Origin of the sequence: Kitasatospora sp. NPDC127121 (assembly GCF_042677305.1) — a bacterium.
In the GTDB taxonomy this organism is placed as follows: Bacteria; Actinomycetota; Actinomycetes; order Streptomycetales; family Streptomycetaceae; genus Kitasatospora.
The window spans coordinates 1-14,643 of record NZ_JBHXTQ010000082.1; the positions used below are offsets into that span (position 1 = coordinate 1).

The following is a 14,643-nucleotide window of genomic DNA, read 5'->3' on the forward strand; positions in this document are numbered from 1 at the left end:
GCTCGTATTTGTGAATACGCCACCCCCGCCACCCCGGGGCGGGCGGGGGGGTTGGTGGGCGGGCCGGTCATCGACGTGCCCCCCCACGAGTGGGCCCCGTGACGCGCCGCCGGACCCCTCCCCGGCGGCGTGTCACGGTCAGGCTTCCGCCGTCACCGTGCCGCGGGCGTCTCACGCTCCGGCGCCCGCCGTCACCGCGCCACCGGCACCCGCGCCGTCACCGCACCGCGGGCACCCGGTGGATCCGCAGGAAGGCGTCGACACCGAGCGCCGAGATCCGGGCGAGCTCCTCGTCCGACACTGGCAGGGCGCCCCAGAACGAGCGCTCGGCGACGCCGTGGAAGGTCAGCAGCGTGAACTGCTCGGCGGTCTGCGGGGCGTCGTCGACGGCCAGCAGGCCTCGGTCCGCGATCGCCTCGAACCGCTGCGCGAGGTCGCGCTGCGAGGCGATCGGGCCGGCCTCCAGCCACGCCTCCAGGACGTCGGCCGGGATGTTGGCGACCTCGGCGCGGATGGCCCGGCCGAGCGCGCCGCGATCCCCGGCCGAGAGGACGGCCCGGGCCCGTTCGACCGCGAAGTCGGTGAGGTCCTGGCGCAGGTCCACCACCCGGTCGAGGTACTTGTCCATCAACTCGCGTATGACCTCGGTCAGTTCGGCCGAGTCCTGGAGTGCGACGGAGAGGAAGAGGGTCTCCTTGTCGGCGAAGTGGTTGTAGACCGTGCGCTTGGACACCCCGGCCTCCGCCGCGATCGCGTCCATGCTGGCTCGGACATAGCCCTCGCGCCCGAACACCGCCGTCGCGGCCCGCGTGATCGCCTTGCGCTTCTCCGGCCGTCCCGCTCCGCCCGTCGCCGCCACGGCGCCACTCCTCATCTACCGGGGCTCTCGAAAACTGCCCGGTGTAGTGTCTCCCGAGCCCGCCTGAGCCGGGTTGCCATCGAACAAGGGTGCTCTATGCTGCCTACAACCTCTACACCCGTGTAGAGGGAATTCAACAGCACGCCTGCCCCCGACCGGAAAACGGAAGCCGAGCGCGGGAACCGGCCGGCCGAACAGCAGCGTCCAGAAGTGGCAGCGCACAACGGCTCATCACACGAGGACCGGGCGCAGGCGCCACAGGGGCGCAGAGCACGGGAACACCGGGGGTGAGTGCGTGGCGGGGCGGCGAGGACGGACGTCCAACCAAGAGGCACGCGGGCGAACGCCCGGCCAGGAGACGCAGGCGCGGACGACCGACCAACGGACGACCGGCCAGCGGACGACCGGCCGGCAGGCACCGGGGCGGACGACCGACCAGCGGACGCCGGGGCGCACCTCCGACCAGGGAGCCCGCCGGCGGGCGAACAAGGCCCCCGCCCGCCCCCGCCCCTTCCCCGGCGGAGCGGCCCTGCCCGTGGCCCTGGCCGTGGGGCTGCCGGCGGCAGGCGCCGGGATCGACGAGCTCTCCGGCCCCGGCATGGGGACGGCCTTCCTGGTGGGCGCCGTGCTCGGCACCGGCCTGGCGGCCGCACTCAGCAGCCGCAACGGCTGGTGGTGGGTCCTCGCCGCCTCCCCGCTGCTGGTCCTGGGGGTGACGGCCGGCGCGGAACTGCTGGCCAACGGCGACGCCTACCAGGGCAAGAACCTGGCCACCGGCTCCGCGAAGTGGGTGGTCCACGACTTTCCCGTGATGGCCGCGGCCGTCGCAACGGCCGCCCTGGTGATCGTGGTCCGGCTGGTCCGGGACCGGAGGAGGGACCATGGCTGAGAACCCGCAGACCCGGGACGGCGGCCGCACCGCCGCGCCCCCGACCCGCCGCACCTCCCCCCTGCTGATCGCGGGCCGGACGCTGGCCTGCTCGGTCGCCCTGGCGGTGTTCGCCGCCAGCGGGGTGGTCTGGTACGGGGTGACGTCCCTCACCGACGGGATGACCACCTCCAACGCCATCGCCGAGACCAAGAAGAACGCGCCCAAGCACCTCGACAACTCGGTCAACATCCTGCTGATCGGCCTCGACAGCCGCAAGAACATGGACGGGACGGACCTGCCGCCGGAGTTCGTCCAGGACGAACTGCACGCCGGCCACAGCTCCGACATCGGCGGCTACAACACCAACTCCCTGATCCTGCTGCACATCCCCGCCGGCGGCGGCAAGGCGCAGGCCGTCTCCATCCCCCGTGACGACTACGTCATGACCTACACCGGGGACGGCAAGCAGGCCGGCATGCGCAAGATCAAGGAGGCCTACGGCGAGGCCAAGGAGAAGGCCACCCCGGCCCTCCAGGCGAAGGGACTCAAGGGCGCGGACCTGGAGAAGGCCGGCCGCGACGCCGGCCGGGCGGCCACCATCCAGACCGTGCAGAAGTTCCTCGACCAGCCCGTCGACCACATAGCCGAGGTCAACCTGATGGGCTTCTACGACATCGCCAAGGCCGTCGAGCCGATCGAGGTCTGCCTCACCCACGACACCAAGGACCCGGCCATGGAGGGCCAGGGCTCCGGCGCCGACTTCCACAAGGGCATCAACAAGCTCAACGCCTCCCAGGCGCTCTCCTTCGTCCGCCAGCGCCACAACCTGGACGGCCCGGACGGCAACAGCGGCGACTTCGCCCGCACCCACCGCCAGCAGGCCTTCATCTCCTCCGTCGTGCACAAGCTCAAGCAGGACGGCGTCATCAGCGACCTCGGCAAGCTGCAGCAGCTGTTCGGCGTGGTGCAGAAGGACCTGGTCATCGACAACGAGTGGAACGTCCTCGACTTCGCCCAGCAGGCCCCCAACCTCACCGGCGGCAACGTCGAGTTCAACACCCTGACCTTCGACGGCTTCGGCACCCGCAACGGCCAGGACGTCAACCTCGTCACCCCCGCGAAGCTCCAGAAGGTCGTCAAGCAGATCTTCGGCTACGCCGACTCCGCCCCGGCCGCCCCCGACGCGGCGGGCGACACGCCCACCCCGGCGGCCTCCTCCGCGCCGGCCACGACCCCGCCGCCCACCACCAAGGCCGCCGCCCCCACCACCGTGGACGTCTTCAACGCCTCCACGGCCGCCGGGGTCTCCTCCACCGCCGAGTCCAAGGCCCTGGTCGCGATGGGCTTCAAGGCGGGCAAGACCGGCAGCGCCGCCGCGAAGCCCAAGACCACCACCGTGGCCTACGGCAAGGGCGCCAAGGAGGCGGCCGACCAGATCGCCGCCCGCTACGGCGTCACCGCCACGGAGTCCGCGTCGGCCCCCGCCGACCGGGTGGTCGTCACCCTCGGCACCGGCTTCACCGGCGCTACCGACGACAAGACCGGCGCCGCAGCGCCGGGCGGCGGCGCGACCGGCTCCCCGTCCGACCCGGCGGCCAACCTGCCCGTGCAGGGCCCGTCGGTCGACGCCCAGAGCGACGGCGGCATCCCCTGCGTCTTCTGACACACCGCACCTGACGCACCGCACCGAGCCGTAGGGAGGCTCCCACCCGGGAGCCTCCCTACGGCTTTTCCCCGCGCCTTCCCCCGCGTCCGGGCCCAGGCCGCACATCCCTCGCGCAATTCTCCGTACTATGTATAGTGTACTGCGTACGGGATAACCGCGCGCTCGCGCCGACGAGAGGGCTCCGCCATGCAGATCACCACCACCACCCTCGCCCTGACCGTCGAGGACGTCACCGCCTCCGCCGCTTTCCTCCAGCGGCACTTCGGCTACACCGAGGAGATGTCGGCCGACGGCTTCGTCTCGCTCCAGCACCCCGGCGGCGGGGTCAACGTCGTCTGCCTGCGACGCGGCCTGGAGGTGCTGCCCGAGGGCCAGCGCGACCGGACCGCGTCCGGCGTCATCCTGGCGTTCGTCGTCGAGGACCTCACCGGCGAGGAGCGGCGGCTGCGCGGCGAAGGGGTCGAGATCACCCTGCCGCTGCGCGAGGAGCCGTGGGGCGAGAAGCTGTTCCAGGTCACCGACCCGAACGGGGTCGTGATCGAACTGGTCGAGTGGGCCAAGCAGTAACCACGCGCCCGAGCAGTGACCGCGCGCCCGAAGCGACGGCGCCCCCTCGGCCGATGGCCGAGGGGGCGCCGCGGTGACCGGACCAGGCCGGACCGGTCAGTCCACCGTCCAGGTGTCGCCGCCCGCCAGCAGCGCGGCCAGGTCGCCCGGCCCGCGATCGGCCTGCGCGGCCGCCAACTGCCCCGCCATCAGCTCGTCGTAGACAGGCCGCCGCACATCGCGCAGGACACCGATCGGGGTGTGGTGCAGGGTGTCGGCGTCGGCGATCCGGGACAGCGCGAAGGCCGCCGTCGGGTTGGCCGCGTGCGCGTCGTGGACCAGCACCTGCGCCTCGTTGTCCGCCGTCACCGGGGCGGTGAACAGCTCGCCGTCCGGGCCGCGGAACACGCCGCCGGCCAGGTCCGCGCCGAAGCGGATCGGCTGGCCGTGCTCCAGCCGGATCAGCGCCTCGTCCCGGGTGCCGGGCTGCTTCAAGGCCTCGAACGCACCGTCGTTGAAGATGTTGCAGTTCTGGTAGATCTCCACCAGCGCGGTGCCCTCGTGCGCGGCCGCCGCCCGCAGCACCGACTGCAGGTGCTGGCGGTCCGAGTCGATCGTCCGGGCGACGAAGGACGCCTCGGCGCCGATCGCCAGCGAGAGCGGGTTGAACGGCGCGTCCAGCGAGCCCATCGGCGTCGACTTGGTGATCTTGCCCAGCTCGCTGGTCGGCGAGTACTGGCCCTTGGTCAGGCCGTAGATCCGGTTGTTGAACAGCAGGATCTTCAGATTGACGTTGCGCCGCAGCGCGTGGATCAGGTGGTTGCCGCCGATGGACAGCGCGTCGCCGTCCCCGGTCACCACCCACACGCTCAGGTCCTGCCGCGCGGACGCCAGCCCGGTCGCGATCGCCGGCGCGCGCCCGTGGATCGAGTGCACCCCGTAGGTGTTCATGTAGTACGGGAAGCGCGAGGAACAGCCGATCCCGGAGACGAACACGGTGTTCTCGCGCTTGATGCCGAGCTCCGGCATGAAGCCCTGCACCGCCGCCAGGACGGCGTAGTCCCCGCAGCCGGGGCACCAGCGCACCTCCTGGTCGGTCTTGAAGTCCCGTGCGCTCTGCGGTTCTTCGGCCTTGGGCACCAGGCGCAGGGAGGGGAAGCCGTTCTCGCTCATCGGTGGTCCTCCTCGTCCAGGGTGCCGATCGCCGCCGACAGCACGTCAGCCAACTGTGCCGCCTTGAACGGCAGTCCACGCACCTGGTTGTAGGACTCCGCGTCCACCAGGTACTTCGCCCGCAACAGCAGCGCGAGCTGGCCGAGGTTCATCTCCGGCACGACGACCTTCTCGTAACTCCTGAGCACCGCACCCAGGTTGGCCGGGAAGGGGTTCAGGTGGCGCAGGTGCGCCTGGGCGACCTCCCCGCCGTCCGCCCGCACCCGCCGCACGGCCGCGGTGATCGGCCCGTACGTCGAACCCCAGCCGAGCACCAGCACCCGCGCCTCGCCGCTCGGGTCGTCGACCTCCACGTCGGGGACGGCGATCCCGTCGATCTTCGCCTGCCGGGTGCGGACCATGAAGTCGTGGTTCGCCGGGTCGTAGGAGATGTTCCCCGTCCCGTCCTGCTTCTCGATCCCGCCGATCCGGTGCTCCAGCCCCGGCGTGCCGGGCAGCGCCCACGGCCTGGCCAGGGTCTTCGGATCCCGCAGGTAGGGCCAGAACGAGCCGTCCTCGCGGTTCGGACCGGTCGCGAAGTCCGGGCTGATCAGCGGGAGTTCGTCCACCTCCGGGATCCGCCACGGCTCCGAGCCGTTCGCCAGATAGCCGTCCGAGAGCAGGAACACCGGCGTCCGGTACGTCACCGCGATCCGCGCCGCCTCCAGCGCCGCGTCGAAGCACTCGGCCGGCGTCGCCGGGGCGACGATCGGCACCGGCGCCTCGCCGTTGCGCCCGAACATCGCCTGCAGCAGGTCCGCCTGCTCCGTCTTGGTCGGCAGGCCGGTGGAGGGGCCGCCGCGCTGGATGTCCACGACCAGCAGCGGCAGTTCCAGCGACACCGCCAGGCCGATCGTCTCGCTCTTCAGCGCCACCCCGGGGCCCGAGGTCGTCGTCACGCCCAGCGCGCCGCCGAAGGACGCGCCGAGCGCGGCGCCGATCCCGGCGATCTCGTCCTCGGCCTGGAAGGTGCGGACCCCGAAGTTCTTGTGCCGGCTCAGCTCGTGCAGGATGTCCGAGGCCGGCGTGATCGGGTACGAGCCCAGGTACAGCGGCAGCCCCGAGCGCTGCGCGGCGGCGATCAGGCCGTAGGAGAGCGCCAGGTTCCCCGAGATGTTGCGGTAGCGCCCGGCCGGGAGCTTCGCCGGCGGCACCTCGTAGGAGACCGCGAAGGTCTCCGTGGTCTCGCCGAAGTTCCAACCCGCCTTGAACGCGCTGATGTTCGCCTCGGCGATCTGCGGCTTCTTCGCGAACTTGCTGCGCAGGAAGGTCTCCGTCCCGTGGGTGGGGCGGTGGTACATCCAGGACAGCATCCCCAGCGCGAACATGTTCTTGGCCCGCTCGGCGTCCTTGCGCGCCAGCCCGCTGTCCTTCAACGCCTCCAGGGTCAGCGTCGTCAGCGGCACCTTGTGCAGGTGGTAGCCCTCCAGCGAGCCGTCGGCCAGCGGATCCGCCGCGTAACCGACCTTCGCCAGCGCGCGCTTGGTGAACTCGTCCGTGTTGACGATGATCTGCGCGCCGCGCGGCAGGTCCTCCAGGTTCGCCTTCAGCGCCGCCGGGTTCATCGCCACCAGCACGTTCGGCGCGTCCCCCGGGGTGAGGATGTCGTGGTCCGCGAAGTGCAGTTGGAAGCTCGACACGCCCGGCAGCGTCCCGGCGGGCGCCCGGATCTCGGCCGGGAAGTTCGGCAGCGTGGAGAGGTCGTTGCCGAACGACGCCGTCTCCGAGGTGAACCGGTCACCGGTGAGCTGCATGCCGTCACCCGAGTCGCCGGCGAAACGGATGATCACCCGGTCGAGTCGGCGAATCGGCTTGCCGTGCCTCGGCGGCGAACCTCCCGGGGCCGTTGGATCGGCGGGCACGGCCGCACCGGGGCGTCCGTCACCACTCCCGGAACGACCACCGTCGCCGTCCGAGCCGTCCACTGCCTCTGACTGATCGACCTGACTGGTCACTGCCGCGGACCTCCTCGAGGGCACACCACCGCGGGCGCGGCCCCGTGCCCCGTCCGCTTGGTGCACCTCCCGCATCCTATGCGCGGGCACTTGATCCCGGACGGAACTCCCACGTGCGGCGGGAAAACACCGGCCCGCGCCCGAACCGCACACGGGGTACAACGTCCGACCGCCGGAGATCATTCCGCGTCCGACGACCGCTCCCCCGGCCCCTGCCTCCGAGCCGCCCGGCCGGCTACGAGTTGAGGTAGGTGAGCACCGCCAGCACCCGGCGGTGGTCCTCCGGGCTCTGCGCCAGGCCCAGCTTCAGGAAGATGTTGCTGACGTGCTTCTCCACCGCGCCGTCCGAGACCACCAGCTGCTTGGCCACCGCGCTGTTGGTGCGGCCCTCCGCCATCAGCCCGAGCACCTCCCGCTCGCGCGGGGTGAGGTTGGCCAGCACATCGCCCTTGCGGCTGCGGCTGAGGAGTTGCTGCACCACCTCCGGGTCCAGCGCGGTGCCGCCGTCGGCGACCCGGACCACCGCGTCCGCGAACTCGCGCACCTCCGCGACCCGGTCCTTCAGCAGGTAGCCGACGCCCCGGGTCGAACCCGCCAGCAGCTCGGAGGCGTACCGCTCCTCCACGAACTGCGACAGCACCAGCACGTTCAGCTCCGGGTAGCGACCGCGCAGCTCGACGCAGGCACGCAGGCCCTCGTCGGTGTGGCTCGGCGGCATCCGCACGTCGGAGACCACGACGTCCGGCAGCTGCCCGGCCGCGGCCAGGTCGTGGATGGTCTTCACCAGAGCGGCGCCGTCCCCGACACCCGCCACGACCTCCAGGCCCCGGTCGGTGAGCAGCCGGGTCAGACCCTCCCGCAGCAGTACGGAGTCCTCGGCTATGACGACACGGCGCATGGTGACCTTCCCGGCAGGGCTGAGCTGACAGAGGCCAGTCTCCCCCATCCGGGCAACCACCCGACCCGCCATCCGCGGATCCGCCGGCCGGGGGCCGCCGCCCGCCGCGCCCCGGTCACATGGTCCGGATCGCCACCGCGTCGCAGAGCCCCTCCAGGGCCGCCTTCGCCGCGCAGTCCGGCAGCGGGGCGAGCAGCGCCCGGGCGTCCTCGGCCTGGCGCAGCGTCTCCCGGCGGGCGCGCTCCAGCGCGGGGTGGCGGCGCAGCAGCCGCAGCGCCTCGGCGTGCAGTTCGTCGTCGGCGAGGTCCAGGGTGAGCAGTTCGCGCAGCCGGGTGTCGGCCGGGTCGGCGGGGTCGGCCGGCATCTGCTCCAGCAGCAGGGTCGGCAGGGTCGGCACGCCCTCGCGCAGGTCGGTGCCGGGCGTCTTGCCGGACTCCTGGCCGTCGCTGGCGATGTCCAGCACGTCGTCGGCCAGCTGGAAGGCGATGCCGATCCGCTCGCCGAACTCGCTGAGGGTGTCCACCATCCACGACTCGGCGCCGGCCATCAGTGCTCCTATCCGGCAGGAGACCGCGATCAGCGAACCGGTCTTGCCGGCCAGCACGTCGAGGTAGTGCAGCAGCGGGTCGCCGTCCGGGCCGGGGCCGCGGGTCTCCAGGATCTGGCCGGTGACCAGCCGCTCGAAGGCGTCGGCCTGCATCCGCACCGCCTCGGGGCCGAGGTCGGCGAGCACCTGGGAGGCGCGGGAGAACAGGAAGTCGCCGGTGAGGATGGCCACCGAGTTGTCCCAGCGGGAGTTGGCGCTGGGGGCGCCGCGGCGCACCGGGGCCTCGTCCATGACGTCGTCGTGGTACAGGGTCGCCAGGTGGGTGAGCTCGACGACGACGGCGGCCGGCACCACGCCGGGCGCCCCCGGGTCGCCGAACTGCGCCGCCAGCAGCAGCAGCAGCGGGCGGAAGCGCTTGCCGCCGGCCTCGATGAGGTGACTGGCGGTGATGGTGATGAACGGGACGTCGCTCTTGACAGCCTCGGCGAGAGCCGTCTCCACCGCGTCCAGTCCGGCCTGAACGTCCCGGGTCAGGTCGCGGTCCTGCACGCTGAGCCCGAAGGGTCCCACGACGGTCACGAAGACCACTCCTCTGTCCCTGGTCGATCTAGCGGCCTGGTCCCTGAGTGCCGCCGCTGGCCATACAGGCAGGGTATCCGGTCACGAGTGGATCACTGCACGGGCGTGCGGATCCTGTCATGATCGGGCCGGATGCCCTGGTCAGGGCGGCTGTGGGGGCAGTACTGCGGTGGGGGCGAATTCAGCTGGAAAACACGGGCCGGAGCCCCTGCGCCGGCAGGCCGGCGGCAAACGCGCGTCCGGACCGCGCGCCGAGGGCGCGGCCCGGACGGGCCCGGGGCGGCGGCGCCGCCCCGGCAGCGGTCAGCGGACGAACAGCGCGGCCTTCGACGCCAGGTCCAGGAAGTACTGCGGCAGCAGGCCGAGACCCAGCGTGACCAGCACCCCCACCCCGATCGCGGTCGCCGTGAAGGCGCTCGGGATCGCCACCGTCGGGCCGCCCGGCTTCGGGTCGGAGAAGAACATCAGCACGATGACCCGGATGTAGAAGAACGCGGCCACCGCCGAGCTCAGCACACCCACGATCACCAGCGGCGTCGCCCCGCCGGCCGCCGCCGCCTGGAACACCGCGAACTTCCCGGTGAACCCGGAGGTCAGCGGGATCCCGGCGAAGGCCAGCAGGAACAGCGCGAACACCGCCGCCACCAGCGGCGAGCGCCGGCCCAGCCCGGCCCAGCTGGACAGGTGGGTCGCCTCGCCCTTGGAGTCGCGCACCAGGGTGACCACGGCGAACGCGCCGAGCGTCACGAAGGAGTACGACAGCAGGTAGAACAGCACCGAGGACAGGCCCTGCTTGTTGGTGGCGATCACGCCCGTGAGGATGAACCCGGCGTGCGCGATCGAGGAGTACGCCAACAGCCGCTTGACGTCCTGCTGGGTGACCGCCAGCACCGCGCCCACCACCATGGTGAGGATCGCCACCCCCCACAGCACCGGCCGCCAGTCCAGCCGCAGGCCCGGGAAGGCCACGTAGAACAGCCGCAGGAACGCCCCGAAGGCCGCGACCTTCGTCGCCGCCGCCATGAAACCGGTCACCGGGGTCGGCGCGCCCTGGTACACGTCCGGGGTCCAGGAGTGGAACGGCACCGCGCCGACCTTGAACAGCAGGCCGACCGCGAGCATCGCCAGGCCGATCAGCAGCAGCGTGTCACTCTGGGTGCTGCTCAGCTGCGCCGGGGTGGTCATCGCCTTGCCGGAGATCACGTCCGAGATGTCGCCGAGCTTCACGCTGCCCGCGTAGCCGTACAGCAGCGCGGTGCCAAACAGGAAGAACGCCGAGGCGAAGGCGCCCAGCAGGAAGTACTTGACGGCCGCCTCCTGGGAGAGCAGCCGGCGGCGCCGGGCCAGCGCGCAGAGCAGGTACAGCGGGAGGGAGAAGACCTCCAGCGCCACGAACATCGTCAGCAGGTCGTTGGCCGCGGGGAACAGCAGCATCCCGCCGACCGCGAACATGGTGAGCGGGAAGACCTCGCTGGTGGCGAAGCCGGCCCGGACCGCGGCCCGCTCCTGCTCGCCGCCGGGGGTGGCGGCGGCCTGGGCCGCGAAGGCGTCGGCGGGCAGGCCGCCCGCCTTGGGCTCCAGCTTCCGTTCGGCGTAGGTGAGCACCGCGACGACGGCGACCAGCAGGATCACGCCTTGCAGGAACAGCGCCGGGCCGTCCAGCGCGACCGACTCCATGGCCAGCAGGTCGACCCGGGTGGAGCCGAAGCCCTGGGAGGCCAGCACCACCACGGCGACGAAGGAGCCGATCAGCCCGGCCAGGGCGAGCGACACCTGCGTCCAGTGCCGGTACCGGCGGGGCACGAAGGCCTCCACCAGGATGCCGGCCACGGCGGCGCCGAACACCACCAGCATCGGGGAGAGCTGGCCGTACTCCAGGTGCGGCGCCGGGATGCTGGCGGTGTTGCCGCCGGCGGCGGCGAGCATGCCGGTGGTGCTCACTTCTGCTCACCTCCTGAGGTGGCGGCGACCGGGTGGGCCGGCGCCGGGTCGGTCTCGTGGACCTGCGAGAGCGTCGCGTTCACCGAGGGGTTGACCAGGTCGGTGAGCGGCTTGGGGTAGACGCCGAGCAGGATGGTCAGCGCCACCAGCGGGGCGACCACGGCCAGTTCGCGGACCTTGAGGTCGGGCATCCCGCCGACGCCGGCCTTCACCGGGCCGGTCATGGTGCGCTGGTACAGCAGCAGGGCGTACAGCGCGGCCAGCACGATGCCGAAGGTCGCCACGATGCCGATCGCCGGATAGCGGGTGAACGTGCCCACCAGCACCAGGAACTCACTGACGAACGGGGCCAGCCCGGGCAGCGACAGGGTCGCCAGACCGCCGACCAGGAACGTCCCGGCGAGCACCGGCGCGACCTTCTGCACCCCGCCGTAGTCGGCGATCAGCCGCGAACCGCGACGGGAGATCAGGAAGCCCGCCACCAGCATCCACGCGGCGGTGGAGATGCCGTGGTTGACCATGTAGAGGGTGGCGCCGCTCTGGCCCTGGCTGGTCAGCGCGAAGATGCCCATGATGATGAAGCCGAAGTGCGAGATCGACGCGTAGGCGACCAGCCGCTTGATGTCCTTCTGGCCGACCGCCAGCAGCGCGCCGTAGATGATCCCGATCACCGACAGGACCAGGATCGCCGGGGCGAAGGTCTTCGAGGCGTGCGGGAACAGCCCGAGGCAGAAACGCAGCATCGCGAAGGTGCCGACCTTGTCCACCACGGCGGTGATCAGCACGGCGGTACCGGCGGTGGCCTCGCCCATCGCGTTCGGCAGCCAGGTGTGCAGCGGCCACAGCGGGGCCTTCACCGCGAAGGCGAAGAAGAAGCCCAGGAACAGCGCCTTCTCGGCGGTGCCGGACAGCTGCAGCTTGCCGTCGGCGATCGCCGAGGTGAGGGTCTGGAGGTCGAAGGTGCCGAAGCCCTGGTCCTGCGCGATCACGTACAGGCCGATCACGGCGGCCAGCATCACCAGGCCGCCGAGCAGGTTGTAGAGCAGGAACTTCACGGCCGCGTACGAGCGCTGGCGCGCCGCGTCGGGGCCGCCGGCCCGGTCCCCGAAGCCGCCGATCAGGAAGTACATCGGGATCAGCATGGCTTCGAAGAACACGTAGAAGAGGAAGACGTCGGTGGCGTAGAAGGAGACGACCACCATCGCCTCCACCGCCAGGATCAGGGCGAAGAAGCCCTGGGTGCGGCGCCTGCCCTCAAAAGTGTCGGGGGCGAAGGTGCCGTCGGGGCCCGCCGGCCCCGGGTCGGCGTCGTGCCAGGAGGCCAGCATCACCACCGGCACCAGGACGGCGGTGAGCAGGGCGAGGACGGCGCCGATGCCGTCCACGCCGAGCGAGAAGGTGATGCCGAAGGAGCGGATCCAGCTGTACGACTCGGTCAGCTGGTAGCGGTCGCCGTGCGGGTCGAAGCGGGTCGCCACCACGGCCGCCAGCACCAGGGTGACGACCGAGACGCCCAGGGCGACGGCCTTGGTGGTCGAGCGGCGGCGCTCGGTCGACCCGGCGGGCAGCGCGGCGGTCAGCACCGCGCCGGCCGCCGGGACGGCACAGGTGGCGGTCAACAACGCGCTCATGGCCGCACCCCCCACGTGGAATCTGCGCGAGTCATCAGACGGACCTCATCAGGAGAGTCGTGGCGACCAGCACCAGCGTGCCGCCGAACATGGAGAGCGCGTACGAGCGGACGAAGCCGTTCTGGATCCGCCGCAGCCGACTGGACACCCCGCCGATGGTGGCGGCCAGGCCGTTGACGAAGCCGTCCAGGCCGCGGCTGTCGAAGTAGACCAGCGTCGCGGTGAGCGCCGAGCCCGGGCGGACCAGGACGGCGTGGTTGAAGTCGTCCTGGAGCAGGTCGCGGCGGGCGGCCCGGGTGAGCGGGGAGCCGACCGGCGCCACCACGGGGACGGCGGAGCGCCCGTACATCAGGTACGAGACGAGGACGCCGGCCAGCATGCAGGCCGTGGTGAGCACGGTGACCACCAGCGGGGCGAGCGGCGAGTTGCCCTCGGAGTGTCCGGTGACGGGCTCCAGCCAGGTCAGGAACGAGTCGTTGAAGGCGAACAGCCCGCCCGCGAAGACCGAGCCGAAGGACAGCAGGACCATCGGGATGGTCATGGTCTTCGGCGACTCGTGCGGGTGCGGGGCATTGCCCTCGGCGTCCGGCTGCCAGCGCTTCTCTCCGAAGAAGGTCAGCAGCATCACCCGGGTCATGTAGAACGCGGTGACGGCGGCGCCGGTCAGCGCGCACAGGCCGAGGATCCAGCCCTCGGTGCCGCCCTTGGCGAAGGCCGCCTCGATGATCTTGTCCTTGGAGAAGAAGCCGGACAGACCGGGGAAGCCGATGATCGCCAGGTAGCCGAGGCCGAAGGTGACGAAGGTGACCGGCATGAACTTGCGCAGGCCGCCGTAGTGACGCATGTTCACCTCGTCGTTCATGCCGTGCATGACCGACCCGGCGCCGAGGAACAGCCCGGCCTTGAAGAAGCCGTGCGTCACCAGGTGCATGATCGCGAAGGCGTAGCCGATCGGGCCGAGCCCGGCCGCCAGCACCATGTAGCCGATCTGCGACATCGTCGACCCGGCCAGCGCCTTCTTGATGTCGTCCTTCGCGCAACCGACGATCGCACCGAACAGCAGCGTGACCGCGCCGACCACCACCACGGCGGTCTGCGCGTCCGGCGCCAGGTCGAAGATCGCCGACGAGCGGGTGATCAGGTAGACGCCGGCGGTCACCATGGTGGCCGCGTGGATCAGCGCCGACACCGGGGTCGGGCCCTCCATCGCGTCGCCCAGCCAGGACTGCAGCGGCACCTGCGCCGACTTGCCGCAGGCCGCCAGCAGCAGCATCAGGCCGATCGCCGTCAGCTTGCCCTCGCTCGCCTGCGCCGCCCCGCCGAAGACCGGTTGGAAGGCGAAGGAGCCGAACTCGGTGAACATCAGCATGATCGCGATCGACAGGCCCAGGTCACCGACCCGGTTGACGATGAACGCCTTCTTCGCCGCCGTCGCCGCGCTCGGCTTGTGCTGCCAGAAACCGATCAGCAGGTACGAGGCGAGGCCCACGCCCTCCCAACCGAAGTACAGCAGCAGGTAGTTGTCGGCGACCACCAGCAGCAGCATGGCGGCCAGGAACAGGTTCAGGTACGCGAAGAAGCGGCGCCGGCGCTCGTCGTGCGCCATGTAGCCCACCGAGTACAGGTGGATCAGCGTGCCGACGCCGGTGATCAGCAGGACGAAGGTCATCGACAACTGGTCGAGCCGGAACGACATGTCGGCCTGGAACCCGTTCACCGGGATCCAGCTGAACAGGTACTGGGTGACGGCCCGGTGCTCGGCCTCGCGGCCCAGCATGTCCCAGAACAGCGCCAGGCCGAAACCGAACGAGAGCGCCGCGAGGGCGGTGGCCAGCCAGTGGCCGAAGCGGTCCAGCGCGCGGCCGCCGAGCAGGAGCAGGGCGGCGCCGGCCAGCGGGGCCGCCACCAGCAGCGGAATGAGAGAGTTCACCGAGGCCC

The 14,643-nt window shown here is 71.4% G+C and carries 11 protein-coding genes; 3 read left to right on the forward strand and 8 right to left on the reverse strand.

The window, feature by feature from the left end; genetic code table 11:
* Positions 1 to 217: 217 nt before the first annotated feature.
* Entirely contained in the window at positions 218 to 859 is a 642-nt protein-coding gene (locus ACFVHI_RS30475; protein ID WP_244293385.1) for a TetR/AcrR family transcriptional regulator, read from the reverse strand.
* Between the two features lie 535 nt (positions 860 to 1,394).
* On the opposite strand from ACFVHI_RS30475, the gene ACFVHI_RS30480 reads away from it, so the two are divergent.
* The 3 genes from ACFVHI_RS30480 (at position 1,395) to ACFVHI_RS30490 (ending at position 3,963) form a co-directional block, all read left to right on the forward strand.
* A complete protein-coding gene (locus tag ACFVHI_RS30480; protein WP_063348134.1) occupies positions 1,395 to 1,748 on the forward strand; it encodes a DUF6542 domain-containing protein in 354 nt (117 codons plus the stop codon).
* On the forward strand, positions 1,741 to 3,393 hold the full coding sequence (locus tag ACFVHI_RS30485; RefSeq protein ID WP_380344874.1) for an LCP family protein: 1,653 nt from the start codon (positions 1,741 to 1,743) through the stop codon (positions 3,391 to 3,393). Before ACFVHI_RS30480 ends, ACFVHI_RS30485 begins: the two co-directional genes overlap by 8 nt.
* A 189-nt stretch (positions 3,394 to 3,582) precedes the next feature.
* On the forward strand, positions 3,583 to 3,963 hold the full coding sequence (locus tag ACFVHI_RS30490; RefSeq protein ID WP_063348135.1) for a VOC family protein: 381 nt from the start codon (positions 3,583 to 3,585) through the stop codon (positions 3,961 to 3,963).
* Positions 3,964 to 4,059: 96 nt separating this feature from the next.
* Here ACFVHI_RS30490 and ACFVHI_RS30495 read toward each other — a convergent pair whose 3' ends face one another.
* The 7 genes from ACFVHI_RS30495 to nuoL all read right to left on the reverse strand — a co-directional run bounded on the left by ACFVHI_RS30495 (position 4,060) and on the right by nuoL (position 14,635).
* Positions 4,060 to 5,115 carry a 2-oxoacid:ferredoxin oxidoreductase subunit beta gene (locus ACFVHI_RS30495; protein WP_380344876.1) on the reverse strand — a complete coding sequence of 352 codons (1,056 nt, stop codon included), beginning with the start codon at positions 5,113 to 5,115 and terminating at the stop codon, positions 4,060 to 4,062.
* A complete protein-coding gene (locus ACFVHI_RS30500) occupies positions 5,112 to 7,109 on the reverse strand; it encodes a 2-oxoacid:acceptor oxidoreductase subunit alpha (protein ID WP_079135682.1) in 1,998 nt (665 codons plus the stop codon). Before ACFVHI_RS30500 ends, ACFVHI_RS30495 begins: the two co-directional genes overlap by 4 nt.
* A gap of 235 nt (positions 7,110 to 7,344) precedes the next feature.
* Positions 7,345 to 8,007 (reverse strand): response regulator transcription factor, encoded by a 663-nt coding sequence (locus ACFVHI_RS30505; RefSeq protein ID WP_063348138.1) that lies wholly within the window; start codon positions 8,005 to 8,007, stop codon positions 7,345 to 7,347.
* Positions 8,008 to 8,122: 115 nt separating this feature from the next.
* On the reverse strand, positions 8,123 to 9,133 hold the full coding sequence (locus tag ACFVHI_RS30510; RefSeq protein WP_063351191.1) for a polyprenyl synthetase family protein: 1,011 nt from the start codon (positions 9,131 to 9,133) through the stop codon (positions 8,123 to 8,125).
* A gap of 303 nt (positions 9,134 to 9,436) precedes the next feature.
* Positions 9,437 to 11,059 carry an NADH-quinone oxidoreductase subunit NuoN gene (nuoN, locus tag ACFVHI_RS30515; protein WP_380344906.1) on the reverse strand — a complete coding sequence of 541 codons (1,623 nt, stop codon included), beginning with the start codon at positions 11,057 to 11,059 and terminating at the stop codon, positions 9,437 to 9,439.
* A gap of 11 nt (positions 11,060 to 11,070) precedes the next feature.
* Positions 11,071 to 12,705, reverse strand: coding sequence for an NADH-quinone oxidoreductase subunit M (locus tag ACFVHI_RS30520; RefSeq protein ID WP_063348139.1), 1,635 nt, complete (start codon positions 12,703 to 12,705; stop codon positions 11,071 to 11,073).
* A gap of 34 nt (positions 12,706 to 12,739) precedes the next feature.
* Positions 12,740 to 14,635, reverse strand: a complete 1,896-nt coding sequence (gene nuoL / locus ACFVHI_RS30525) for an NADH-quinone oxidoreductase subunit L (protein WP_380344880.1) — start codon at positions 14,633 to 14,635, stop codon at positions 12,740 to 12,742.
* Positions 14,636 to 14,643 lie beyond the last annotated feature (8 nt).

Bases quoted from the DNA above. Each gene is read 5' to 3' on its own strand.
- ACFVHI_RS30485 (WP_380344874.1), top strand. From the start codon at position 1,741: ATGGCTGAGAACCCGCAGACCCGGGACGGCGGCCGCACCGCCGCGCCC.
- ACFVHI_RS30490 (WP_063348135.1), top strand. From the start codon at position 3,583: ATGCAGATCACCACCACCACCCTCGCCCTGACCGTCGAGGACGTCACC.
- ACFVHI_RS30495 (WP_380344876.1), bottom strand. From the start codon at position 5,115: ATGAGCGAGAACGGCTTCCCCTCCCTGCGCCTGGTGCCCAAGGCCGAA.
- ACFVHI_RS30505 (WP_063348138.1), bottom strand. From the start codon at position 8,007: ATGCGCCGTGTCGTCATAGCCGAGGACTCCGTACTGCTGCGGGAGGGT.
- nuoN (WP_380344906.1), bottom strand. From the start codon at position 11,059: ATGCTCGCCGCCGCCGGCGGCAACACCGCCAGCATCCCGGCGCCGCAC.
- ACFVHI_RS30520 (WP_063348139.1), bottom strand. From the start codon at position 12,705: ATGAGCGCGTTGTTGACCGCCACCTGTGCCGTCCCGGCGGCCGGCGCG.